This window comes from Streptomyces sp. NPDC088350, assembly GCF_044753545.1.
Lineage (GTDB): Bacteria > Actinomycetota > Actinomycetes > Streptomycetales > Streptomycetaceae > Streptomyces.
Genome location: NZ_JBIVNL010000008.1, coordinates 369,227 through 392,895, shown reverse-complemented (window position 1 = coordinate 392,895; position 23,669 = coordinate 369,227). Strand labels below are relative to the sequence as shown.

Annotated in this window: 20 protein-coding genes; 11 read left to right on the top strand and 9 right to left on the bottom strand. The window is 71.0% G+C overall.

What is annotated here, in order from left to right; all coding sequences use genetic code 11:
• Positions 1 to 468: 468 nt before the first annotated feature.
• From ACIQBL_RS29425 to ACIQBL_RS29405, 5 genes are all read right to left on the bottom strand, one after another.
• Entirely contained in the window at positions 469 to 1,383 is a 915-nt protein-coding gene (locus tag ACIQBL_RS29425) for a TIGR03564 family F420-dependent LLM class oxidoreductase (RefSeq protein ID WP_401946427.1), read from the bottom strand.
• 7 nt (positions 1,384 to 1,390) lie between these two features.
• Positions 1,391 to 2,395, bottom strand: coding sequence for an SDR family NAD(P)-dependent oxidoreductase (locus ACIQBL_RS29420; protein ID WP_401946424.1), 1,005 nt, complete (start codon positions 2,393 to 2,395; stop codon positions 1,391 to 1,393).
• Positions 2,392 to 2,973, bottom strand: a complete 582-nt coding sequence (locus tag ACIQBL_RS29415; protein ID WP_401946421.1) for a carboxymuconolactone decarboxylase family protein — start codon at positions 2,971 to 2,973, stop codon at positions 2,392 to 2,394. Before ACIQBL_RS29415 ends, ACIQBL_RS29420 begins: the two co-directional genes overlap by 4 nt.
• 128 nt (positions 2,974 to 3,101) lie before the next feature.
• Positions 3,102 to 3,875 (bottom strand): SDR family NAD(P)-dependent oxidoreductase, encoded by a 774-nt coding sequence (locus ACIQBL_RS29410; RefSeq protein WP_401946418.1) that lies wholly within the window; start codon positions 3,873 to 3,875, stop codon positions 3,102 to 3,104.
• A gap of 56 nt (positions 3,876 to 3,931) precedes the next feature.
• Positions 3,932 to 4,564 carry a TetR/AcrR family transcriptional regulator gene (locus ACIQBL_RS29405; RefSeq protein ID WP_401946415.1) on the bottom strand — a complete coding sequence of 211 codons (633 nt, stop codon included), beginning with the start codon at positions 4,562 to 4,564 and terminating at the stop codon, positions 3,932 to 3,934.
• A 90-nt stretch (positions 4,565 to 4,654) separates the two neighbouring features.
• Between ACIQBL_RS29405 and ACIQBL_RS29400 the strand changes: the two genes are divergently transcribed.
• Positions 4,655 to 5,182 carry a VOC family protein gene (locus tag ACIQBL_RS29400; protein ID WP_401946412.1) on the top strand — a complete coding sequence of 176 codons (528 nt, stop codon included), beginning with the start codon at positions 4,655 to 4,657 and terminating at the stop codon, positions 5,180 to 5,182.
• Positions 5,183 to 5,209: 27 nt separating this feature from the next.
• Here ACIQBL_RS29400 and ACIQBL_RS29395 read toward each other — a convergent pair whose 3' ends face one another.
• Positions 5,210 to 5,680: a DUF86 domain-containing protein gene (locus tag ACIQBL_RS29395; protein ID WP_401946409.1), complete on the bottom strand. Its 471-nt coding sequence runs from the start codon at positions 5,678 to 5,680 to the stop codon at positions 5,210 to 5,212.
• Positions 5,681 to 5,851: 171 nt separating this feature from the next.
• Between ACIQBL_RS29395 and ACIQBL_RS29390 the strand changes: the two genes are divergently transcribed.
• On the top strand, positions 5,852 to 6,382 hold the full coding sequence (locus ACIQBL_RS29390; protein WP_401946406.1) for a VOC family protein: 531 nt from the start codon (positions 5,852 to 5,854) through the stop codon (positions 6,380 to 6,382).
• A 78-nt stretch (positions 6,383 to 6,460) separates the two neighbouring features.
• Positions 6,461 to 8,050 carry an FAD-dependent oxidoreductase gene (locus ACIQBL_RS29385; protein WP_401946404.1) on the top strand — a complete coding sequence of 530 codons (1,590 nt, stop codon included), beginning with the start codon at positions 6,461 to 6,463 and terminating at the stop codon, positions 8,048 to 8,050.
• Between the two features lie 56 nt (positions 8,051 to 8,106).
• On the opposite strand, the gene ACIQBL_RS29380 is transcribed toward ACIQBL_RS29385, so the two are convergent.
• Positions 8,107 to 9,090, bottom strand: coding sequence for an NAD(P)/FAD-dependent oxidoreductase (locus ACIQBL_RS29380; protein ID WP_401946402.1), 984 nt, complete (start codon positions 9,088 to 9,090; stop codon positions 8,107 to 8,109).
• Between the two features lie 214 nt (positions 9,091 to 9,304).
• Between ACIQBL_RS29380 and ACIQBL_RS29375 the strand changes: the two genes are divergently transcribed.
• Positions 9,305 to 9,625, top strand: coding sequence for a ferredoxin (locus tag ACIQBL_RS29375; protein ID WP_401946399.1), 321 nt, complete (start codon positions 9,305 to 9,307; stop codon positions 9,623 to 9,625).
• An 82-nt stretch (positions 9,626 to 9,707) separates the two neighbouring features.
• On the top strand, positions 9,708 to 11,126 hold the full coding sequence (locus ACIQBL_RS29370) for an SRPBCC family protein (protein WP_401946397.1): 1,419 nt from the start codon (positions 9,708 to 9,710) through the stop codon (positions 11,124 to 11,126).
• Positions 11,127 to 11,186: 60 nt separating this feature from the next.
• On the opposite strand, the gene ACIQBL_RS29365 is transcribed toward ACIQBL_RS29370, so the two are convergent.
• A complete protein-coding gene (locus tag ACIQBL_RS29365) occupies positions 11,187 to 11,657 on the bottom strand; it encodes a cupin domain-containing protein (protein ID WP_401946394.1) in 471 nt (156 codons plus the stop codon).
• Between the two features lie 146 nt (positions 11,658 to 11,803).
• Between ACIQBL_RS29365 and ACIQBL_RS29360 the strand changes: the two genes are divergently transcribed.
• The 5 genes from ACIQBL_RS29360 to ACIQBL_RS29340 all read left to right on the top strand — a co-directional run bounded on the left by ACIQBL_RS29360 (position 11,804) and on the right by ACIQBL_RS29340 (position 17,791).
• Complete coding sequence (locus ACIQBL_RS29360) at positions 11,804 to 12,271, top strand: hypothetical protein (RefSeq protein WP_401946392.1); 468 nt, start codon at positions 11,804 to 11,806, stop codon at positions 12,269 to 12,271.
• A 379-nt stretch (positions 12,272 to 12,650) separates the two neighbouring features.
• The gene (locus tag ACIQBL_RS29355; protein WP_401946390.1) at positions 12,651 to 13,922 is read left to right on the top strand and encodes an ABC transporter substrate-binding protein; all 1,272 of its coding nucleotides are present in this window, start codon (positions 12,651 to 12,653) and stop codon (positions 13,920 to 13,922) included.
• 30 nt (positions 13,923 to 13,952) lie between these two features.
• Entirely contained in the window at positions 13,953 to 16,742 is a 2,790-nt protein-coding gene (locus ACIQBL_RS29350) for an ATP-binding cassette domain-containing protein (RefSeq protein WP_401946387.1), read from the top strand.
• A complete protein-coding gene (locus ACIQBL_RS29345) occupies positions 16,739 to 17,470 on the top strand; it encodes an ABC transporter ATP-binding protein (protein WP_401946384.1) in 732 nt (243 codons plus the stop codon). The genes ACIQBL_RS29350 and ACIQBL_RS29345 overlap by 4 nt, the downstream gene beginning before the upstream one ends.
• 93 nt (positions 17,471 to 17,563) lie before the next feature.
• Entirely contained in the window at positions 17,564 to 17,791 is a 228-nt protein-coding gene (locus tag ACIQBL_RS29340; RefSeq protein WP_401946381.1) for an aldehyde dehydrogenase family protein, read from the top strand.
• Here the strand turns inward: ACIQBL_RS29340 and ACIQBL_RS29335 are convergent.
• Complete coding sequence (locus ACIQBL_RS29335; protein WP_401946378.1) at positions 17,751 to 20,621, bottom strand: AAA family ATPase; 2,871 nt, start codon at positions 20,619 to 20,621, stop codon at positions 17,751 to 17,753. The two genes, ACIQBL_RS29340 and ACIQBL_RS29335, sit on opposite strands and share 41 nt — an antisense overlap.
• Before the next feature lie 196 nt (positions 20,622 to 20,817).
• Between ACIQBL_RS29335 and ACIQBL_RS29330 the strand changes: the two genes are divergently transcribed.
• Complete coding sequence (locus ACIQBL_RS29330; RefSeq protein WP_401946375.1) at positions 20,818 to 23,661, top strand: AAA family ATPase; 2,844 nt, start codon at positions 20,818 to 20,820, stop codon at positions 23,659 to 23,661.
• The last annotated feature ends 8 nt before the right edge of the window (positions 23,662 to 23,669 follow it).

Sequence of the window (23,669 nt, the reverse complement as noted above, 5' to 3'; positions counted from 1 at the left end):
GGCAGGGCGTGGGCCACGTAGGGGAATACGTCCGAGCCGCCCCGGGCCTCGCCCGGCAGGGCCGTCCGGCCGCCGCGGTTCGCCTGCCGGCCCACAGGTCGCGGCCTGTCATCCTTAGTGCCGACGGCGTGTCGTTGCGGTCGTCGTGCATCGGGCGGGCCGACATCCGACCGGTCGTGCACGGACCGCCCGGTCGCGGGCGAGCAGGCCCACCGCCGCCCGCGCTGCCACCCTCCACAAGGATGCTGCCGCCCTCCACGAGGATTCCGTCCCGGTCGATGCCCAGCTCCTCGGGTGTGCGCGGCAGACGGCAGCAGCCCCGCGCAGCAGTCCTCGTCGGCCGGGCGGTACGGGTTCTCCGGCGCGAGTCGGCAGTCGACCGAAGGGGGGTGACGGACCGGCATGGTCAGTTCGCCCGCCGGGTTCGGTCGGTGAAGGATGCACGGCTGATGCCTCCAAGCCGGTTCGTCAGGCGGCGAGTTGCCGCAGGAGGCCGCGGGTGCGCTTCAGTGACCCACGTTTGTCCTCGCCGACCGGGACGATGCTCGCGTGGATGTCGGTGGCCCCCGCGTCGAGCAGCCCGCGCAGTTGGGTCTCGACGGATTTCTCGTCACCGACGACGGCGGCATCGGCCGGGCCGTCGGCGCCACCGATCGCCATGATCCGGCGGTAGGCAGGGGAGTTCGCGTACATGACCGAACTCGCCGCCACCGCTTCCCGGGCCTCCTGCTCGTCATCGTGCACGGCCACCGGCAACCCGGCCACGATGCGCGGCGCCGGCCTGCCCGCCGCCTCGGCCGCAGCCGTCAGATGGGGGACGACATGACGCTCGATCGCCGCCGCCGGGGCCATCCACAGCACCACGCCGTCCGCGTACTCGCCCGCCACGCGCAGCAGTCGCGGGGAGAGCGCGGCCAGGAGTACGGGAACGTTCTCGGCACCTCGGACGGTGCCCGCGGGGGCGTGGGCGGTCCATTCCTCGCCCGCGAAGTCGACCGCCTCACCGCGCCGTACGGCGGTGAGAATGCGGAGGTACTCCTCGGTGTTGCGACCGGGCCGGGCGTAGGACATGCCGTACATGCCCTCGACGACGGCCGCGTGCGAAGGGCCGAGCCCCAGGGTGAAACCGGGGCGGCCCATGCCGGTCGCGACCGAGGCCGCTCGCTGCGCCTGGAGCAGCGGGTGGCACGGGTAGGTCTGCAGCACCGCCGTGCCCAGCTCGATGGTCGAGGTCTCCCGTCCCGCCAGCGCCAGCGCGACGAGCGGATCGCCCTGGACGATGCTCGCGTACCAGAGGGAGTGGAAGCCGTCGGCCTCCGCCTGCCGCGCTTGCGCGACGAGTTTCTCCGGCGTCGAGGCGCCGCCGGTCAGTCCGATGCGCATGACGGGTTCACGCTCCTGGTTCTCGGGTCGGGACGGGGATGTGGCCCGCCAGTAGCCGCTCCGGGATCACTGTCCTGAGTTCGTCCAGCGTCCAGGGAGCGCCGTCCTTGGTGACCTCGGCGGCCGTGCTGATCTCGGAGTAGAGGGCGATGCGTCCGCCGGCGGTCACGGTGAACACGGCGCCGTTGATGTACGCGGCTTCGTCGGTGGCGAGATAGGCGAGGAACGGACCCAGTTTCTCCGGCTCCTGGTGGTCCTTCTCCTCCTCGTCGAGCAGCTTCTTCAGGGCGTCGATCTCGGGGCCGCCGACGGCCAGCCGCTGCCGCATCGAGGCACGCCAGTTGATGTGGTTCCGGGACAGGGAGCGCGGGCAGAAGGCGTTGCAGGTGATGCCGCTTCCGTCGAGCTCTCCGGCCACCGCCCGGGTCAACGCGGCGATGCCCGCGCAGGCGGCGCTGTAGGGCGCGAGCATCGGCTTGCCGGGCAGCGCGTCCGACGACGCGTTGAGAATCCGGCCGAACCCCTGCCGTCGCATGATCGGAAGCACATGGTGCATGACGTTGTACGTGCCGGTGAGCTTGGTGTGGGTCTGGAGCAGCCAGTCCTCCGGCGTCACCTTGTGGAAGGGGCCGAAGCCCGAGCCGGCGGCGCCGTTGACGACGATGTCGACCCTGCCCCACTCGTCCATGGCCGTCTGGATCAGGTCCCCGGCCACCTCGAAGTCGCCGGGGTCACCGAAGAACGGGATCGCCTCGCCGCCCTCCGTGATGATGGTGTCCGCGGTCGTACGGGCGTCACCGCTGATCGACGCGATCAGCCGCCGGTCCTCGTCCGTCAGGAGTCTCTCGGTGGCGTCGGCGTCGGACCAGGCCGTCAGGCCGACCGACCCGGGCTTGCGGTTGTTCGTGACGACCTTCGCGCCCTCGCGGGCCAGTCCGATCGCGACGCCCTTGATCGCGCCCATTCCGGAGCCCGTGACCACGGCCACCTTGCCGTCCAGCCGTGTACTCATCCGCTCGCCTCCTCTGACGGGGCCTGCGTGGCCAGGCCGAGCGAGCGGGCGAACCAGCTCACCGTTTCGTAGCAGCCGGCCGCGAAGAGCACGTCCAGGAGCTGGCGCCGGTCGAGTGCGTCCGACAGGGCGTCCCAGGTCGGTTGGGCGACGACACCGTCCTCGACCAGTTCGTCGACGGCCCGCACGAGCGTGCCTTCCAGCGGGTCGGGGAACGTCGCCTCGGGCCCGCACGCGATGCGGGCGGTGTCGGGGTCGGTCAGGCCGGCGGCACGGGCGCCGAAGAGATGGTGGTCCCGGAGATACGCGCAGTCGCGGCGGGCCGCGATCCGCAGGGCGATGATCTCGACCTGCCGGGGGGTCAAGGTGGTGTCGAAGAGGACGTGCCCGTTGAACTCGAAGAAGGCGCGGGCGAGTTGGGGGTGGTGGGCGAAGGAGCCCAGGATGCCGTCGGTCGGCGGGCGGTCTTCCGGCGGGCGCGGTGGCAGGCCGCGTTTCCTGGGGTCCAGCGCGTGCAGGGCCTGGTACATGTCGCCCGGCCAGGAGGCCGGTGGGAGCGGTGCTATCCGGGCGTTCAAGCCGTCTCCTCGCAGATGCTCCGACGGGGATGTTCCGGGGCGGGGGTCGTTCCGGGAAGCGAGTCGTTCCAGGACGGGGGGTCGTTCCAGGACGGGGATTTCCGACGACGGTGACGACGACGGAGAGGTCAGACGATGACCCGGCCGCCGTTCACGCCGACGACCTGGCCGGTGATGAAGCCTGCTTCGTCGCGTGCCAGGTAGGCGCAGGCCGAGGCGATGTCCTCCGGGCGTCCCACCCGGCGTACGGGGGTGCTCTGTACGTGCGACTCGACACCCGCCCCGAGGAATCCGGCTTCCGCGCTGCCCCGCAGGCCGGGTGTGTCGATGAAGCTGGGCGGGACGATGTTGACGGTGATGCCCTTGGGGCCCAGTTCCTGGGCCAGCGACCGGCTGAGCCCGATGACACCGGCCTTGGAGGCGGCGTAGTGCGCCTGCCGGGTGTTTCCGGTCTGTGCGCTGGAGGAGGAGATGTTCACGATCCGCCCCCAGCCGGCCGCGATCATGTCCGGTACGACCGCCTGGCAGCAGTGGAAGGTACCGGCCAGGTTGACGGCCATGACCTGTGCGAAGTCCTCGGCGGAGATGTCGAGGAAGCGCTTGAACGGAGAGATGCCGGCGTTGTTCACCAGGATCGTCACGGGTCCGAGGAGCGAGCGGACTTCGGCGAGGGCCTCGTCGATCCGGCTCCGGTCGGCGACGTCGACGGGCAGACCGACGGCCGTGCCGCCGGCCTCGGTGATCCGTTCCGCGGCTGCCTTGGCGGAATCACCGTCGAGGTCCCATACGGCGACCGCGGCCCCTTCGGCCGCGAGCCGCATCCCCGTCGCCAGGCCGATGCCGGAGCCGGAGCCTGTGACGAGCGCTGTGCGTGGTTCTGACCATGCTGGAAGACCACTCATGCTGAACGACCGTATAAGGCCGTGGTGATCCTGACAAGGGTCGTGCGTACGAGGAGTTACGCCTCGGCGGCGCGGTCACCCGTGCCGGCGTCGAACCGCGACAGCAGCTGTTCCACGAGTGCCCGGGTCTCGGTGTGGCCTTCCGTGATGCCCAGTTCGCCCTCCATCACCAGGCCCCGCGACAGGCAGGCGAGGACGACCAGCAGCGCGGGCAGCGGCACCTCCTGCCCGGTTCGCTCCGGCTGCGCCCAGCGTCGGCTCTCCAGGAGTGCCAGTTGCAGCCGGCGGAACCGCATCGCGTACTCGGCGATCTCGCTCCGGATGCTCTTGCGGTGGTTGGCCAGCGCCATGAACTCTGTGAGCAGCGCCGTTCCCGAAGGTTCGATGCTGAACTCCCACAGCGCGTGCAGTGGTTGCGGAGATTCCAGCACCCGGGCGTGCCTGCTCAGGTTCTTCTCCGCGCCCTGGCGGAAAACGGCGAGGAACAGGTCGTCGAGGGTGGCGAAGTAGTAGTGGACCAACGCGGCCGTCACCCCGGCCTCGCGGCCCACACGGCGCGAACTCACCGCCGCGTAGCCCTCTTCCCGCATCAGGCGCTCGGTCACTTCGATCAGTGTCCTGCGCGTCTCGGAGTTGTCGGTCTCACTGCGGCGTGTGCCACTCACCGTCATCATCTCCTTGACGCTCATGGGGCGTTGTGTTGAACTCCTGTTCAGTGCTGAGCCTAGCGGACCAAGGGCGAGCCATGCCAACCGGTCGACGACAGCGAGGAGCCCGCGATGGACGTCAAGACAGAGACCGGCATCGGAGCGCTGACGGGCCGCCTGGGCGCGAGCCTGTTCCAGCAGGCGTGGGTGGTGTCCGACCTGGAGGCCGGTGAAGAGGCCATGCGCACGGCGCTCGGCTGCGGCGAGTTCACCGAGTTCCGGATGGAACAGAAGTGGACCCTGCGCGGCGAGACCGTCCCGGGCGGACTCGCGCTCGGTTACGCCCGCAGCGGCAACATGCAGATCGAGCTGATGCAGCCGTTGGCGGGTACCAGCATCCAGCACGAGTTCTTCGCCGAACACGGTGCCGGACCACACCACTTCGGGTATCTCGTCGCCGACCTCCACTCTTCTCTGGCCGCGGCCCGGCGCGACGGCTTCGGCGTGGCGATGTCCGGCCGGTTCGGCAGTGTCCGGGTCGCCTTCCTCGACACCTATGCCGAGCTCGGCCTCTATCTGGAACTCATCGAGGACCCCGACGATCTGTACTGGGCCACCCGGGCGTGGCGGGATGCCCGCGATCAGATCCACGTCGCCTGAAGCCGGCCGAAGAGTGGTTGAAGGAGTTCATGCCCGGCCACGGTGAGCGGCGATCCAGTCCGCCACCTGCCGTACGTACTCCCGGTATCCGTCCCGCGCGGCGGCCACGACCCCGGCGACCTCATCGGGTTCCGTGTCCAGGTACAGCTGCACCAGCACGTTGTGCGGACCGTCCGCCGGTGCGAGCGCGGTCGCCAGTTCCGCGTCGATCATCCCGGCCCGCTCCGCCGCGCCGAACGAGGCGGCGGATGTCGGCGGCGGCACCTCGCCCCACACCTCTGAGGACACCTGCCCGTTGATGGCGACGGCGAGGTCGTGCAGGAGCGCCAGGACGCGCTCGACGGCCAGTCCGGTGCCCGGATCGTTCTCCAGGCGCGCGCCGTCCAGCGGTCCGAGAGAGTCGAGTTGTACGACCGACTTGCGCATGGTGATGAGCCGGTGCTCGATCGACGCCCGGTCCACAGCGACCCGCGCCGCCCCCGCACTGGATGTGGTCATCGCCGCATCGTGCCACCCGGGATGCGCGCCGCCGGCCCCCGATTCCGTCTGGTGGGACATCCGGTGGACGACCGCGGGCGGCGGGCGGACAGTCGTTCCCCGTGGTCAACCGGGCCATCCAGAACCAGGGGGTGCCGAGTGCGGTCGTTGAGTGACCTCTTCCGTAACTTCATGCAACTCGGGTACGTGACGGACGACATCGACGCCGCGGCCTCGTTCCTGGAGTCGCGGCTGGGGACGGTCGCGTGCGTCAAGCACTTCAAGTCGTCGCTGGGCGGCGGCCGGCCCCGATCCGGTGCGGGGGATCCGCGCACCCCGTTCGTGGTGGTGGACGGTGAGCCCGCCGACGAGTGGGTCATCGACGTCGCCCTGGTCAACGCCGGTCCGACGAACCTGGAGATCATCCGTCCGGTCGGCGGCAGGGTCGACCTCTATCGCGGCGCCGTCAGGCCCGCGCAACCGGCGACTCTGCATCATCTCGGCTTCCGCGTCGACGACTTCGACGAGGCGTCCGCGGTCGTCGCCGCGAGCGGCAGGACCTGGAAGCAGTTCGGGGACAGCGGTGCCATCCGCTTCGGATACCTCGACATGACGGCCGAGTTGGGGCACTACGTCGAGATCATGGAGCTCGACGAGGAGGCCGCCCAGGGGTTCGCGCACCTTGAGGCGGCGTCGAACGCGGGCCGGGACCAAGCGCACTGAATTCCTTCGGCACGGTCCGCTTCATCACGACCCGGACCGTGTCCAACCGATGCTCGACACTTCACGAGAGGGACCGTCATGAGCGGCGAAGGCACAGCTGATTCCTACGATGTCATCGTCGTCGGCTCGGGTGCGGGGCTCGTCGGCGCGTACGCCGCGGCGTCGCGTGGGCTGCGTACGTTGGTCATCGAGAAGACGGAGTACGTGGGCGGGACGACGGCCTATTCGGGCGCCGGTATCTGGCTCCCCGGCAACGCGGCCGAGGAGCGGGCCGGGGTCGAGGACGGCCCCGACGTCGCCCGCCCCTACCTCGACGCGATCGTCGGCGACGACTCACCGGCGTCGCTGCGGGAGGCATTCCTCCAGGCGGGGCCCGTCCTGATCGACGAGTTGGAGAAGAATCCGCGCTTCGGCCGCTTCTTCTGGCAAGGGGTGCCCGACTACTTCGCCGGACGCCCGGGGAGCCTGCCGCAGGGCCGCACGGTCTTCCCCGAGAACGTCGACCGGTCCGAACTCGGCGATCTGGAACCGCTGGTGCGCAGGCCGCTCTGGACGGAGCGCTGGGGTGTCGATCCCGGCTCGGAGATGATCGGCGGGCAGGCCCTCATCGGCCGTGCGCTGCTCGCGTTCATGGAGACGGGCAACGGGACCGTGCGGACGAACACCGCGTTGCGGAGCCTCGTCGTCGAGGACGGCGCCGTCGTGGGCGTGGAGGCCCTGAGCGAGGGCGAGCCGGTGACGTTCCGCGCCGACCGGGGCGTACTCCTGGCCGCCGGCGGTTACGAGCGGAACGGCGCGCTGCGTGAGCGGTTCCAGCCCGGAGTCACCGACGAGTGGACCCAGGGCTGCGCGGGCAACACCGGCGACGCCCTCACCGCGGGCATCGACATCGGCGCGGCGACCGACCTGCTCGACGAGTCGTGGTTCGCGCCGGGCCTCGTCGTACCCGACACGCGCCCGGTGTTCTACACGTCGGTGTGGAGCGGCATCTGGGTCAACGCCGCCGGGCAGCGCTACCTGAACGAACGTCTCCCCTACGACCGCGCCGGCCACGAGATGCTCAGGGCGCACCGGTCCTCGCACGTGTCGCACCTTCCCACGCACTGGGTGTTCGACCAGCGCCAGCTCGACAACGAGAGGGCCTTCGCCGGGCTGCCGGTCGCGCCGCAGGTTCCCGGCTGGTTCGACGTCGAGAAGTTCCTCGCCGCGGGTGTCCTGAAGCGGGCCGACACCCTTGAGGAACTCGCCGAGTTGCTCGGCCTGCCCGCGGGCGCGCTCACCGAGAGCGTCGAGCGGTTCAACGGGTACGCCCGCAACGGCAAGGACGAGGAGTTCGGCCGCGGCGAGGATCCCTGGGACCTGATGATCACGCACATGGCGGGGGCGCACACCGACGGGCCCAACCCCTGCCTGGGCGTGATCGACAAACCGCCGTTCTACGCGGCCACGATCGTGCTGTCGGACCTGGGGACCAAGGGAGGCCTGCGGACGGACGACCACGCGCGCGTACTGAGGCCCGACGGCTCGGTCATCACCGGCCTGTACGCGTCGGGGAACACGATGGCGCCGATGTCCGGCCGGATCTACCCGGGCGCGGGAGGCCCGGTGGGTTCGTCGATGGCGTTCTCCTACCTCGCCGCCGTCGACATGGCGGGCGAGGACCGCTAGTTCCGGGCGTTCTCAACTCCCTCTCGAAGCACGGCTTTTCGAGAGGGAGTTCGCGTTCACGCGGACTCGGTCGAGTGACCGGGGAAGAGGGACAGCGCGGGGTCCAGGGCGACGGCGGCGTTGTTGACGGCGGTCGCGACCTCCCCGAAGCCGACGGACATCAGGCGGACCTTGCCGGGGTACGCGGTGACGTCACCGGCGGCGTAGATCCGCTCGACCGTCGTGCGCATCCGGGTGTCGACGACGATCGTGCGCCGCTCCAGTGCGACGCCCCAGTCGGCCAGTGGTCCGAGGTTGCTGACGAAGCCGAGGGCGGCCACGACCGCGTCCACCTTCAGCACCCGGGGTTCGTCCTCCCCGTCGACCCGTAGCTGCGCCTGGCGCAGCAGGTCGTCGCCGGTCAGGGTCTCGACCTGCGCGTGGGTGACGATGCCGACTCCGCACGCGTGCAGTTCGCGCACGCTCGCCGCGTGGGCCCTGAAGGTGCCGCGCCGGTGGACGAGGGTCACCGAGCGGGCGATCGGGTGCAGGGCGAGGGCCCAGTCGACCGCGCTGTCCCCGCCGCCGACGACGAGGACGTCCTGGTCCGCGTGCTCGGCCGGGTCCGGGACGAAGTAGCTCAGTCCCCGGCCGAGGAACTCCTCACCGGCCGGGAGGCTCCGCGGGGTGAACGTGCCGATTCCGGCGGTCAGTACGACCGCTCCGGCGTCGACCGCGGTGCCGTCGGAGAGGGTGACCCGGGGACGTCCGTCGGGCGTGTGGGTGAGCTCGACGGCCTGCCGTCCGAGGAGGTAGGTCGGGTCGAAGGCGTCGGCCTGGTCCTTGAGGGCGGTGACGACATCGCGGCCCCGGGTGCCGGGGACGGCGGCGATGTCGCGGATCTCCTTCTCCGGGTAGAGCGCGGTGATCTGGCCGCCGCACTGCGGCAACGCGTCGACCAGCACGGTCCGCAGTCCGCGGAAGCCGGCGCAGTAGGCGCCGTAGAGCCCGATCGGGCCCGCGCCGACGATGAGGATGTCTGTGGTCACGGTCTCGGCCACGGGCCGGCCTCCTGGGGAGATGGGTGGGCGGTACGGGACCGCGACGGGCGCGAGGGCCGAGAGCCCGGCTCGGTGGGTACGGACGGTCGGCGGGGGTCGGCCGGGCGAGTCTAGGGCGGGCCTGACCAGGGGCGTCCGCTCCGGTCCCGGCTGATGGGACGGCCGGTGGACGGTCCGGGACACCGCGGGGAGAGTCGTCCTCACCGCCACCGTGATGACGCGCGGCATTCCGTACACGAGGAGGGCGAGGCCCGTGAGCGATGAAGTGCGGGTGTGGATCGACCAGAAACTGTGCACGGGCGACGGTCTGTGCACCCAATACGCCCCCGATGTCTTCGAGTTCGGCGACGACGGACTGGCCTACGTCAAGAACGCCGCCGACGGTGAACTGCTGACGCCACACGGCGCGCAGGCCGATGTGGCGGACCGGCTGCGCCTGGACGTGATCGACGCCGCCGACGAGTGCCCGGGCAACTGCATCCACGTGGTGCGGCGCGCCGACGGGACCGAGGTCGCCGGCCCCGACGCCGGCTGACATCAGCTTGCGGCCGCCTGGAGCCGTACACGCAGGTCGAGTTGAGGAGTGGTGATCGGTGTCTGCCGTAGTGGAGCCGCGAGTGGACCGTCGAGTCCCCTGGTTCGAGGGCGATGTGCCCGCCGAGAAGGTCCCGGAGAAGTACCGGCTCTCGCGTGCGTTCGTGCCCAAGAGCCGTTATCTGGACCCCGAGTTCCTCAAGCTGGAACTGGAGAAGGTCTTCACGCGGACGTGGCTCATGGCCTGCCGCCTGGAGGAACTGCCGGGCGTCGGCTGTTTCGTGGAGTACGAGATCGGTGGTCATTCGATCCTGATCGTGCGGGAGGGCAAGGACTCGGTCCGGGCCTATTTCAACGCGTGCCGGCATCGCGGTACGCGGCTCGCGCGGGGCCGGGGTCGGGTCGGTTCGCTCATCTGCCCGTTCCACGGCTGGCGTTGGAACCTGGACGGTTCGATCAGGCTGGTGCTGGACCGGGAGGAGTTCGTGCCGCGCTCGGACGACGACCTGGGCCTGGTCCAGGTGCGGGCGGAGCAGTGGGGCGGGTTCGTGTTCATCACCATGGACCCCGACGCGAAACCGCTCCTGGAGTACCTGGACCCGATCCCGCGGATCTTCGCGCCGTTCCAGTTCGAGCACATGCGGTACCGGTGGCACAAGAGCGTGCCGCTGCCGTGCAATTGGAAGACCGCGCTGGACGGATTCCTTGAGGCGTACCACGTGGCGGGCACGCATCCGCAGCTCTACCGCTTCGACAAGTCGAACACGAACATCGCCTCGATGAAGGAACTCGAGAACCGGATGTGGGCGCCCACGACCGTGTACGAGCGGCACGCCCACTATTCGAGTGTCGGCCCGAAGAAGAGGACGGATCCCGGCAATGCCGCCAAGGATCCGACGGACCGGGGCGGCACGGGAGGCATCACCGACGAGCGGCTCGCGGTCGCGTTGAGCGTGCAGTACATCGCCGACGACATGCGGGGCCTGGAGAACGAGCGGAGCTGGCGGGCCGCCGAGGCGCTGAAGACCGCGGATGTGCCGGAGGGGATGACCGCCGGTGAGTACTACCTGCAGCTGTACCGGGAGTTGTCGCTCGCCGAGGGCTACGACTGGCCGGTCGTCACCCCGCAGCAGTGGGCGGAGGCCGGTACGGCGTGGAACGTGTTCCCGAACACGATCCTGCTGCCCAACCAGGGTTCGGTGTTCGGCTACCGGGCACGTCCCGACGGACTCGACCCGGACAGCTGCCTGTTCGAGATCTTCAGCCTGGACCAGGTCCCGGTCGCCGACTACGACAAGAAGCGGGACTTCCAGCCCCAGTTCTTCGAGGACTTCCGCGAGGCGGACCTCGGCGAGATCTTCACCCAGGACCTGCTGAACGCCAAGGAGGTGACCGTGGGCATGCACTCCCCCAGCTTCGACGGCCACCGGCTGAGCGAGGAGCAGGAGATGACCATCTACAACCACCACCGGGTGGCCGACCGGTTCCTCTGGACGGACTGACCCGTCCCCGTCGATCCGTGTCCCGGCCCTCAGGGGCCGGGACCCGACCGCCCGGACGCCCTACCGGCGGACCCACCCGAAGTCGTGCCAGTACGTCTCCAGTTGGGTGACCGGCTTCGGCCAGGTCTCGATGTACGTGACACCCTCGGGCCCCGCCGTCATCGTGTACGGCGTGCCGGCCCGGCTGAGGAAGACGTCCCCCGGGCCGACCCGTACGGTCTGCGGCTCACCCGACTCGTAGTGCTCGATGTGGTACTCGCCCGCGAAGACGAAGAGCATCTCGTCGACGTTGTGGTGGTGCCGGGGCACCGTGAAGTGCGGGCGCACGCGCAGCGGGTTGCGGTTGAAGCGCGGTATGTCGATGGGCTTCGTGGTCACCCACATCGCCCCGTCGAACGTCGCCGCGAAGTCCACGGGCGCGTCCCGGAGCAGGCCGCCGTCGTTCCAGAAGTACTTCGGATGGCCCTGCTGCTCCAGGCCCATGGGAACCCAGTCCGCGTCTTCCACCAGATCACCGAAAGTAAGAGTCACGCGGCGACCGTACGCACGGCCGCCCGCGGTGTCGTCGAGAGGTTCCGCTCATCGGGACGCACCGGCAGGGGTGGCGACGACAACTCCGGTCCCGGCCAACGGGATTCACGTATGACACGCCCCACCTCGGTGCCGAGTATCGGGACATGGGAATCGAGTTCTTCAACCTGCTGTCGGACGAGGGCTGGATCGAGCTGCCGGTCGACCAGTCCGCTCCCACGTATCTGTGGCACGAGGGCGGTCTCCTGGCCGACGCGCCGGTCGACATGGAGCAGACCTTCAAGGGGAACATGTGGTGGTCGACGAAGGTGGACCCGTCGTTCAATCTGAACGGGCTGCGGTGCGCACCGCACTTCGCGGTCCCCCGCCACCATCACAACCTCGACGAGCTGATCATCGTCTTCGGCGGCGCGTTCCACGTCGCCTGGGGCAAGGACGGGGAGGAGGGCGGCCGGACCATCGGTCCGGGCGAGTTCTGGATCAGCGAGGCCGGCACCCCCTATCTCATGACGGCGGGACCCGAGGGCGTCACCTACGTCGAGACCTGGCCGGAGCCGATGGAGAACCTGGAGACGTACTGGCACGACGCGGGCTGGGTCCATCGAGGCCACTGACCGGCACGACTCTAATTTCGGCCCCTCATTCCAGGCGCGATGCCAGATGGGGGGCTGATTACATGGACAAGTCCCGCACGACCCATTCCAGGCTGACTCAATTACGTATACTCTTCTTGCTTGCGGCCACCGCTTGCGGGGATCGGCTGCCCCTCGCCCTTCATCGGAGCGGGGTCCGTCTCATCGCCGGTCGTGGAGTCCTCGGCAAGCCCTCCGCGCACCGGCCGGCATGGTCTGCCGCAGTGCTCGGCCCTCGTGCCGTTCGACCTCCACTCGCGGCTCTCTCTTCACTTTCTCGGACGGCAGCGTCGCCGCACGGCGCCGCCGGTCGCTGATCGCAGCGAGTGCCGGGCACTCGCCGACACGTTGGGACGCAGACATGATCGAGTCGGTCGGACGAACCCTCTCCTCACCCCGGTCGCGCGCGGCGGTCGCGCTGGTGTCGACCACGGTCCTGCTCGCGGGATGCGGCGGCAGCGGGGGTGGTTCGACCACCGCCGCAAGCACGGAGATACCGGCCGCCCTGGCGAGCGCGTTCCCGGGCACGAAAGCCACCGGAGCGCCGGTGAGGATCGGCCTCGTCACCAATGAGGGCGGCTCCGCGATCAGCCAGCCCGAGACCAGGGAATCCGCCCAGGCGGCCATGAAGTACGCCAACGCCAACCTCGGCGGAATCGCGGGCAGGCCGATCGAGTTCGTGATCTGCAAGACGAAGGAAGAGCCGGCGACGGCACGGGACTGCGCGAACCAGATGGTCGAGCAGAAGGTCGACGCGGTGGTCCTGACCAGCAGCGGTCTGGGCGACTCCATGGTGCCGATCGTCACCCGGGCCGGCATTCCCTGGACCACCTCCATCGCCGCCAGCGGCTCCGAGGGCACCACCGCCAACGCCTTCTCCTGGACGGGCGGTTTCCCGACGACCATGACGTCGATGGCCGCGTACGCGAAGGAGAAGGGCTACAAGAAGGTCGCCGCGTTCGTGATCGACGCGCCGGCCGCGGTCAGCGGTGTCGAGGCCATCGGCAAGCCGGTCTTCGCCAGGGCCGGTGTCGGCCTGCAGATCGTGACGATAGCGGCGGGCACACCGGACGCGTCTCCTCAGGTGAGTGCCGCGCTGCGGAACAAGCCCGACGCCGTCGCCGTCGTAGGAGAGTCGACGGTGTGCACCTCCGTGCTCCGGGCGATGGGCACGCTCGGGGCAGGCATCGCGCGGATGAGTGTCCAGTCGTGTGTGGCCCCCGAGGTCGTCGACGCGGTGGGCGCGGGCATGGACGGCCTCCAGGTGTTCAGCAGCTTCGACGTGGCGAGCGACGACATCGAGGCCCAGCTCTACCGCCAGGTAATGAAGGAGTACAGCCCCAGCACACCGACCCAGGGGTACGCGGCGATCGGATACCAGGGCGTCCTTGGTCTCGTACGCGCCCTGCACGGCCTGACGGGCACGGTCTCGTCGAAGACGATCACCGCAGCCCTGCGCTCGGCCAAGAACGTGGTGCTGCCCGCGGGCCACGGCATCACGTTCACCTGTGACTCCAAGGCGGTACCGGGCCTGACGGCCGCGTGCTCCGCGAAGGAGGTCACCGGCACGGTGTCCGACGGCACGTTGGGCAAGATGCGGGTCGTCGATCCCAGTCCGTTGTTCGCGCGGTAGTCACAGCAGCCGGAAGGGACGGTCTCGCCGATGAGCCAGTACGTCGTGTTTCTGTTGCTGGGACTGGGAAGCGGTGCGGTGTTCGGCGCGCTCGCGCTGGCACTGGTGCTGACCTACCGCAGTTCCGGGGTGGTCAACTTCGCCACCGGGGCGATCGCGTTGTACAGCGCGTACACCTACGCGTTCCTGCGCCAGGGCGAGTTGCTGGTGCCGTTGCCGGGCCTGCCGAAGAAGGTCGGGCTCGGCGGACCGCTCGGCCTCTTCCCGGCGGTGGTCATCTCCCTCGCTCTGGCCGCCCTGTTGGGGGTCGTGCTGTACGCGCTGGTCTTCCGGCCGCTGCGGACCGCCCCGCCGGTGGCGAAGGCCGTCGCCTCGATCGGGGTGATGCTGGTGATCCAGGCCGTGCTCGCCGCCGGGGTGGGTACGGGTGCGGTGTCGGTCAGGGCCATCCTGCCCAACGACCCGGTGTCCTGGGGCGGTTCACTCATTCCCGGCGACCGGCTGTGGTTCGCGGCGGTGATCGTCGTGCTGACCGTGGTCCTGGCGCTGGTGTTCCGGCTGACCCGGTTCGGTCTCGCGGCCCGGGCGGCGGCGGAGTCGGAGAAGGGCGCGCTGGTCAGCGGGTTGTCGCCGGAGCGGATCGCGGTGGCGAACTGGGCGCTCAGCTCGGCCGTCGCCGGTCTGTCCGGCATCCTGATCGCGCCGATCGTGCCCCTGGTCCCGGTCTCCTACACGCTGTTCATCGTGCCGGCCCTCGCGGCGGCGCTGGTCGGCAACTTCACCGCGCTGCTGCCGGCCGTGGGAGCGGGTCTGGTCATCGGGATGCTGCAGTCGGAACTGCAGTTCCTGCAGGGCAAGTGGTCGTGGCTGCCCCAGGCCGGTCTGGCCCAACTGGTGCCGCTGGCCGTCATCCTGGTCTACCTCGTGGTCCGGGGACGGCCGCTGCCCACCCGCGGCTCACTGATCCAGCAGGCGTTGGGCCGGGCACCACGGCCCGACCGCGTCCTGGTCCCGGCCGCCGCGAGTACGGTCCTGGGCGTCGTCGTGCTCTTCGCCACCACCGGGAGCATCCGCGCCGCGGTGATCACCTCGCTGACCCTGGCGGTGATCTCGCTGTCGCTGGTGGTCGTCACCGGGTTCGCCGGGCAGGTCTCGCTGGCTCAGCTGACCCTGGCGGGAGTCGGCGCGTTCAGTCTCAGCAGGCTGAGCGTGGAGTGGGGTATCCCCTTTCCGTTCGCCCCGTTGCTCGCGGCTCTGGCGGCGACGGTGATCGGGGTGGTGATCGGGCTTCCCGCGCTGCGGATCCGCGGCCTGCCGGCGGCGGTGGTCACGGTCGCGCTGGCGGTGGCGCTGGAGGCCTTCTGGTTCCGCAACACCCAGCTCAACGGCGGTCTGGGCGGCTCGAAGGTGCCCTCGCCCCGCCTGTTCGGGATCGACCTGGGCATCGGAGCGGGTGCGGACTACCCGCGTATCCCGTTCGCGTTGCTGTGTCTGGTGGTGCTGCTGCTCGTCGGCCTGGGCGTGGCACGGCTGCGCCGCAGCCGCCTCGGCGCCGCGATGCTCGCCGTACGCGCCAACGAACGGTCGGCCGCGGCGGCGGGGATCGACGTGGCCCGTACGAAGATCGTCGCCTTCGCGATCGGGGCGTTCGTCGCCGGGCTCGGGGGCGCGCTGCTGGGCTACCAGCAGACCGTCGCCGACGCCGAGATGTTCACCGCGATCGGCGGTCTCGGCCTGTTCGCGACCGCCTACCTGGCCGGCATCACGTCCCTGTCCGGCGGCCTGGTCGCCGGGGTGATGGGAGCCGGTGGTCTGCTGCCCGTCCTCCTGGACCGGGCCCTGTCCATCGGCGAGTGGTACGACGTGATCATGGGCATCGGTCTCGTCCTCACCGTGATCACGAACCCGGAGGGCGTCGTCGGCCCGGCGCACGAACTGACGGCCCGGCTACGGCGTTTGCGCCACCCCGCCGCCGTCGACACCGCGGACGACCGGGACGCCGAGGTCCTGGCCGGGTCGGCACCGGCCGCCCGACCGCCGGTCCCCGATCCGGGCGAGGTGGTCCTCGCGGTGCGTGATGTGGGGGTGCGCTACGGCGGTGTGGTGGCCGTCGACGCGGTCTCCTTCGATGTGCGCTCGGGCGAGATCGTGGGCGTGATCGGCCCCAACGGCGCCGGGAAGACGACCCTTCTCGACGCGATCAGCGGATACAACCGCAGTACGGGAACAGTCGAGTTCGACGGCCGGGTGATCTCCTCGCTGACACCGCACCAGCGGGGCCGGGCCGGCCTCGGGCGCACCTTCCAGGGCATCGAACTCTACGAGGACCTCAGCGTGGAGGAGAACGTGCTGGTCGGGGAGGCGGCGGCCCGGCACGGCGGCGACCATGTCGGCACCATGCAGGGGCTTGAGCTGCGGAACCGGCTGTTCGAGACGCTGCACCTGAGCCGCTTCCGGGCTCAGCCGGCGCGTGAACTGTCCCAGGGCAGGCGGCAGTTGGTGTCCATTGCGCGCGCCCTTGCCGGTCGGCCCAGGATGCTGCTGCTCGACGAGCCCGCGGCCGGCCTGGACAGCTCCGAGAGCCGCTGGCTGGGCGACCGCCTGCGGGCCGTGCGGGCCGACGGCGTGACGGTCCTGCTCATCGACCACGACATGGGGCTGGTGCTCGACGTGTGCGACCGGATCGTCGTCCTGGACATCGGCAGGGTCATCGCGGACGGAACTCCCGCCGAGATCAAGGCGGATCCACGGGTGGCCACCGCCTACCTCGGCGCGACACCCGTCGATTCGGACCAGGTGCGCGGGGAGGTCGTCCAGTGACCGGGCGGGAACTCCTCACCTGCGAGGGCGTGCGGGCGGGCTACACCAAGGGACGGCCGGTGGTACGCGGCTTCGACCTGAAGCTCCGCCCCGGCGAGGTCACCGCCCTGCTGGGGCCCAACGGGGCCGGTAAGACAACCCTGTTGCTGACCCTCGCCGGGCTGCTGCCGCGCCTCGGCGGGTCCGTGACCCTCGACGGCCGGGAGATCCGTGGCGGACGTGCCCGTGAGGTCGCCCGGCGCGGACTGGTCCTCGTACCCGACGACCGGTCGCTCTTCACCCAGCTCACGGTGCGGGACAACCTGACGCTTGCGCGGCGGCGCCGGGGCAGCACCGTGGACCAGGTGCTGGACTACTTCCCGGCACTGGGCAAACGGCTGAAGGTCGCGGCCGGGATGCTCTCCGGCGGGGAGCAGCAGATGCTGGCCCTGGGCCGGGCCATGATCCAGGACCCCCGGGTGCTGCTCGTCGACGAGTTGAGCATGGGGCTGGCGCCGGTGATCGTCGAGGAGCTCCTGCCGGTCGTACGGCGGATCGCCGAGGACACCGGCACGGCGGTCGTGCTGGTCGAGCAGCATGTCCGGCTGGCCCTCGACGTGGCGGACCGGGCTGTGGTCCTGGTCCACGGGGAACCGGTGTTGAGCGGATCCGCGGCGGGGCTCGCGGCGGACCCCGGCTTGCTGGAGCGTGCCTATCTCGGCGAGCAGGCACCGGAACCCGTCGTCTGACCACGCTCCCGAGTCCCCAATGAGGATACTCATTCTGTCTCTCGGGTACGGAGGGATCGTCATGGGTCTCACGACACGGAAACGGAACGAGGGGTGGAACATACGGAGGTCTTCGGCCCCGTACTGCTGGTGTTCGAGTTCACGACCGAGGACAAGGCGGTAGCCCTGGCCAACAGCACGCCGTACGGGCTCGGCGCCAACATCCAGTCGACGAGTTCCTGCGCTACAAGACCGTGTCGATCATCCAGCCGGAGTGAGGGGGAGGCAGGCCGCGCCGGACCTACGTGTCGGAGCCGAGCCGGCGCGTGCGGTCGCCGGTGAGTACGGCGGTGACGACTTCGGTGCGGGACCGCAGCCCGGTACGGGCGAACAGGCGGGAGAGGCGGTTGGCGACCGCGTCCTCCGTGAGCCGTAGCACCGTGGCGATCTGACGGTTGGTCAGTCCTTCGGCGATCAGCGTGGCGAGCAGGCGCTCGCTCTCGACGGTGGCCTGTTTGCGGCCGGGGACGGTGATCCCGGCCGTGCGCATGGCGGTCCGGGTGTGGAAGCGGTCCAGGGCGGCGCCGCTCCGCCCGAACAGTTCGTAGGCCTCGCGCAGCAGTGCGGGTGGGCCGGCGCCCGCGTCGGCGGCGGCGACGAGGGTCAGCGCCGTCTCGTAGGGCTGGCTGCGCGCGCGTGCCAGTTCCACGGCCTCCCGGAGCCGCTCCCCCGCGATGGCGGGACTGCCCTGCCCTAGCACCCGGGCCGATGCGAGGAGAAATCTCAGCCGTGGCCTTCCCGTGCCCATCCGGTCGGAGACACGTTCCAGGTGTTCCAGACAGGTCGCCGCCTCGGACGTGCGTCCCGTTTCCGCCAGCAACTCCGCGAGGGGAGCCCACAGTTGGTCGGTGCCGGCGAGCTGCCCGTGCGCGTCCGCCGCGTCCAGGCCGCGCCGCAGCGCCTTCTCGGCGCCGGTCGGATCGCCGAGGGTGCGCAGCAGCTCCGCCTCGGCGGCGTCCAGTGAGTACTCCGGTGGGCCCTCCCCCGTGACACGCACGCTGTCGACCACGCGGCGGGCGCTCGTGACGCGGCCCCGGGCGAGCAGGATCGCGGCGGTCCGCGCGGGGATCACGTACTTGTCCAGCGCCGGCGTGTGGAACTGGTTGTTCGCCAGCATCCAGCGGGAGGGCTCCAGCGCCTGGTCCCACTCGCCCCGGAGATGGTGCAGGAGGAACAGGCTGGAGCGGGGCAGTAGTTCGCGCGTGATGCCCTGCGCGGCGAGGAGGGCTTCCGCGGCGTGCAGGTCCCCGCCGTTGAGGAGCTCGTCGGACTTGGCGACGGTCAGCGCGTACGCGTGGTCGGGACCGATGTGCGGCGCTTCCGGGAGGGCCAGGGAGCGTGTGAACCGTTCGGGCCGGCCCAGCGCCAGTTCCGCCGCGTCGCGGAAGCAGGCGATGTTGGCGCGGGCACGGACATCGGTGCTCCAGACGGGTTCCGTCCGGGCCAGGAGGTCCAGCGCTTCGCGCCATCTCGCCAGGAGGCACAGGGCCAGGGCCCGGCCGGTCGTGCCGGCTAGGACGGGCAGCGGCAGTTCGTCCCACCACTGCTCCGTGGCCAGCCGGGACAGTGCCCGCCAGTCCAGGTCGTCGGCCGTCGCCGCCGTGAACAGCGTGGCGGTCTCCTGCAGTTCGAGTCGGCCGAGGATGTCCGGGCGGTCGCGCAGGATCGACTCGGCGATGGTCCGCGCGGTGCGGAAGTCCCCCGCGAAGTAGGCGGCGACGGCGTACCGGTGCAGGGCCGGGACCCGGTCGGCGGGACGCTCGACGAGGTGGCCGGCCGCCCGGCACCACCGCAGCATTCCCCTGCCCTCGGAATCGGGACGCAGACGCTCCCCGGCGGCCGTCAACTCGGCGACCGCGCGGTCCCGGTCGACGAGGAGCCCCGCTTCCGCGATCCGGTCCGCCAGGTAGGCCACCGCGTCGACCTCGTCGAGCCCGACCGTCGGCGGCTTCACCCCGGAGGTGGCCCCCGCCGCATCCGCATCCGCATCCGCATCCGCATCCGCCCACAGTGTCTCCACGGCCAGGGCGGACAGCCGACTGCGTTCCAGCGGCCCGAGCCGCTCCCGTACGGTATGTGCGGCGAGCGGAACGCCGAACGTCCAGCCTTGTGCGGCAGTGCCCTCGGGCCCGGGGAGTTCTTCGACGATCCCGGCGTCATTCAGATCCCGGACGGCGTCGCGGACGGCGTCGGCGGACAGCCCGGCCGACACCACGATCAACTCCACGACCCGGCCGCCGAGAGGCCACAGGACGCTCAGCGCCCCGGCCACCGTGCGACACGGCTCGCCCAACGCGTCCAGCGCCCGCATGAACCGGTCACTGTCGCGCAGCACAGGCGTCGGCGTCCGCACCCCGACGAAGGCGTGCCCGTCCGCCACCCTGATCGCCCCTTGCCGTGCCCACTCGGTGAGCAGAACGTCGACCGCGCCGGGCAGCCCGCGCGTGAGGTCCCGCACCCGCCGGGCCAGCCCGGTGTCGGGGACCGCCCCCAACCGCCGCGCGACCACGGCAGTGATCTCGTCCGGGGCGAGACCGGACAGCACGACCGTGCGGGCCCCCTGAACGCCCGCCAGTTGTCCCACGGTCCGGTCATCCGGCTCCTTCCGGGAGCCGGACATGTTCCCTCCCTCTCCACCAGCGCCGCGCCCCGCGGCCGAGGCCAACAACCGGACACCGGACGGCACCCCCGCGAAGTCGGTCCCGCCGAGCAGGGCCAGCGAGTCGGCGTCCGCGTGCCGGAGATCGTCCACCACCACGACCACGGACGCGGACCGTGCCAGCGCGACGCGCAGCAGTCGTCCCGTCGCCGCCCCGTCCCGTCGCCCGGCCGCCCGCAGCGCCTCGGTGGACCGGCGCTCCTCCAACGCCATGACGAGCCGCAGCGCCAGCAGGAAGGGCCGTGCGCCGTCGCCCGGCACGCACACCACGGCGCGCACGAAAGCCCCCTCGGCACGCAGCCGTTCGGCGACCGTGTGCACGAACACCGTGCGCCCTACGCCCAGTTCGCCCCGGACCAGCACCAGACGTGGCCCGCCCGCGTCCTTCAGCCAGCCGTGGACCTCTTCCAACTCCCGTTCGCGGCCGACGAGGCAGTCGCTCGCTGGCCCCACCCCTGCGGCCGTCCCGCCGCGGGCTGACCAGGGGTTCTCAGAGGGAACAGTCACAGTCCACCGCGCTCTCTTCGACGACATGTGCCGGGCGGGCGGTGACGGGCCCGGGTGTTCCCGGCATCTCCGGTCGGCCATGTGTTCGGTTCTGGTCCCGCGGCCACATTATGATCACACCCCGAACCCGGAAGAGGTGAACGTGCGGGAGTGGGGACCTGTCATCGGCAGGGACGGCGAGATCCGGGAGGTGACGGAGACCCTGCTGTCCACCGGCGCTTCGGCCCGCACCCTCCTGATCCTCGGAGGCCCGGGAACGGGCAAGACCGCTCTGGTGGAACAGGCCCGGCGAGCGGCCACCGAGGAAGGCGCCCACGTCCTACGGCTGCGCTGTCCCGACGGTGCGAGCCCACCCGGTGCCGGGGCCCTGGCCGACGGCGTCCACTCGGTGCTCGCCAAGTTCCACGACCGTCGCAGCCCGGTCCGCGTCGGCGCGGTCCGCCGGATCCGGCTCCAAACGACCGGCCAGGACGGCGAGTTGGCGTTGCTGTCGGTGCTGAGCGAGATCCTCACGGACGCGGCGGCCCACATCCCCTTCGCGGTGGTGGTCGACGACGTGGAACAGATGCCCCAGCCCACAGCTTCCGCCCTCGGCCTGCTGCTGCGCGTCTTCCGCCCGGCCGGGGTGCCGATGGTGCTGGCGGGCCGGCCGATCCCCCCGGGGGACGACGGAGCCTCGCCCCTGACGGCGGCGGCCGACCGGCTGCTCGAACTGCCGCCGCTGCGGCCCTCCGACATCGAGACCCTCGTCGTACGACGGCTCGGCCGCCCGGTCGAACCGGCCCTCGTGACGGCGGTGCTGCGTGCCCTGGGTCCGCTGGCGGGCACCCCCGAGGCCGTGCTGTCGGTGCTCGACGCGATGGAGGAGCACGGTGACTTCCTGGAACTCGACGGCCACATCTGCCTGACCGAACCGGAACGAGCCCTGCGGTTCACCGACGGCATGACGGACCTGAGCCGATTCCGCCGGCCGGGTTCGCCGCCGTACGGCGTCAGCCTGGAGGCGACGGCGGCGGTGGCCCGCGTCGTCGCACACGCCGAAGTACGGCTGGACGATCTGCTCCGGCTGAAGCCGGGCGGCCCCCGGCGGGCCGGTCTCGTCGACCGGTCGCTCACCCCGCTGGTCGAGGACGGGATTCTGACCGTGGACGGGGACGGCCGGATGGCGTTCGCCGTGCCGGCCCTCGCGGCGGCGCTGCGCACACTGCCGACCCCCTTTGACGTGTCGTCGCTGCACGCCCTGATCACCAGGTCGTTGACCGATCGGCTGGGCGCGGAGACCGCGGGCAGCTGCTACCCCCGGCTGGCCGACCATGTGACCGCCGCCGGGGCCGAGTTGGACGACGCCCTCGCGGTGGACGTACTGCTCGCGGCGGCCCGTGCGGACGCCAGGTCGGACTGGCCCCGCTCGGTCCGCGCCTACGCGTCGGCGCTGCGCCGCCTGACACCGTGCGACCCCCGCACGCCCGACGTCCTGCGCGAGTCCGCCGAGTTGAGTCTGCGTCACGCGGACCACGCCGGTGCGCTGGCGCTGGGCGAACCGCTGCTCGCCCACCTGGCCGCGTCGCCCGCCGAGCAGGACCGGGGCCGTCCGGACTTCGTCGCCGGGGTGTGGGCTCTGGCGGCGCTGCACGAGCACTGGTTGCCGTACACCCAGATAGGCGACATCCGGGACCGGGTGGGCGCCGTTGCTCAACTCGCCGAGCTGGCCTGTCCGTTCGGGCTCGTGCCCGTGCCGGCCGGCGCGGGCGGCGGGACGCACCGGCCGTCGACCGACGGACACCGGACGGGATCCGGGCCGCTGCCGTCCGCGCCGGAGCTGCGGCTGCTGGCCGCCGCCGCGGGCAGCCGCGCCGACCTGTCGGCCGCCCTGGACACCCGGCCATCCGGCGCGAACGGCGCACCGGATCTGGACGGTCTGCGGACCGCGGCCGTCCACGCGGACCTGGCCGGTGCCCTGACCGCCGTACTCGGTGACCGCTGCACAGGGGCGGGGCACAGCACCGCCGCGTGGTACCACGCCATGGTCCGCGACTATCTCGAAGGCGACTGGGACCAGGCCCTGGTGTCCGCCCGCCGGATCGAGGCACGCAGCCGGACCCGGGGTACGACGGCGGGCGCCGCGCAGCCGGCCAGGGCACTCGCGGCCGAAATCCTTTGCGTACGGGGCGAGTTGGGGCGCGCGTGGGCTTGGCTGGACCTCGTTCCGGACACCGTGCCGCATCCGCTGGTCGCCTGGGCCAGGCTGGGCCTGCGGTACTGGTCCGGCCAGGTGGAGGAGGCGTTCGAGGGGGCCCTCACGGACGTAGGTCGGGCTCACGGGAAGGGTCTGTACGCGGGAACCGAGAAGGTGCTTCTGCGGTATGTCTCCTTCGCGCTGGTGGCGGACATGCCCCAGGCCATGCCGGAGGCCCTGGCCGAACTGGAGGCGCTGCACGAGGTGGTGGGCTCTCCCACGACACACGAGGCGATGCTCCTCGGCCGCGGTCTGGTGCACGGCGACGCGGACAGCGCGCTGGCCGCCCTGCGGTCGGTGCGACGACGGGGCGACGCCTACCTGGGACTGCTCTGCTGCCTGGCCCTGATGGAGATCGGTGACGAGTCCGAGCAGTGGTTGGCGGAGGCCTCGCGGATCGCGCAGTTGCTGGGGATCGGGCGGGCCACCCGTCACACGCTCGGTCATATGACCCGGCGGCGGACCTTCGGACTGCCGAGGACACGTCCGGCCAAGGAGGAGTTCGGTGAGGAGGACGTCAGGCTGACCACGATGGTCAGCGACGGGGCGACCAACCGGCAGATCGCGGCGCGGCTCGCGTGGAGCGAGAAGACCGTGGAGCGGCGGCTCACCCGGCTCTTCCAGCGCACCGGGTGCCGTTCCCGGGTGGAACTGGCCGCGGCCTGGCTGGACGGCAGCCTCGCCCGCCGCCTCCTGGTACCGGACGGAGCGCCCCGCACGGGTGGGGGTCCCGTGCCGGGCCGGCCGTGACCGAACGG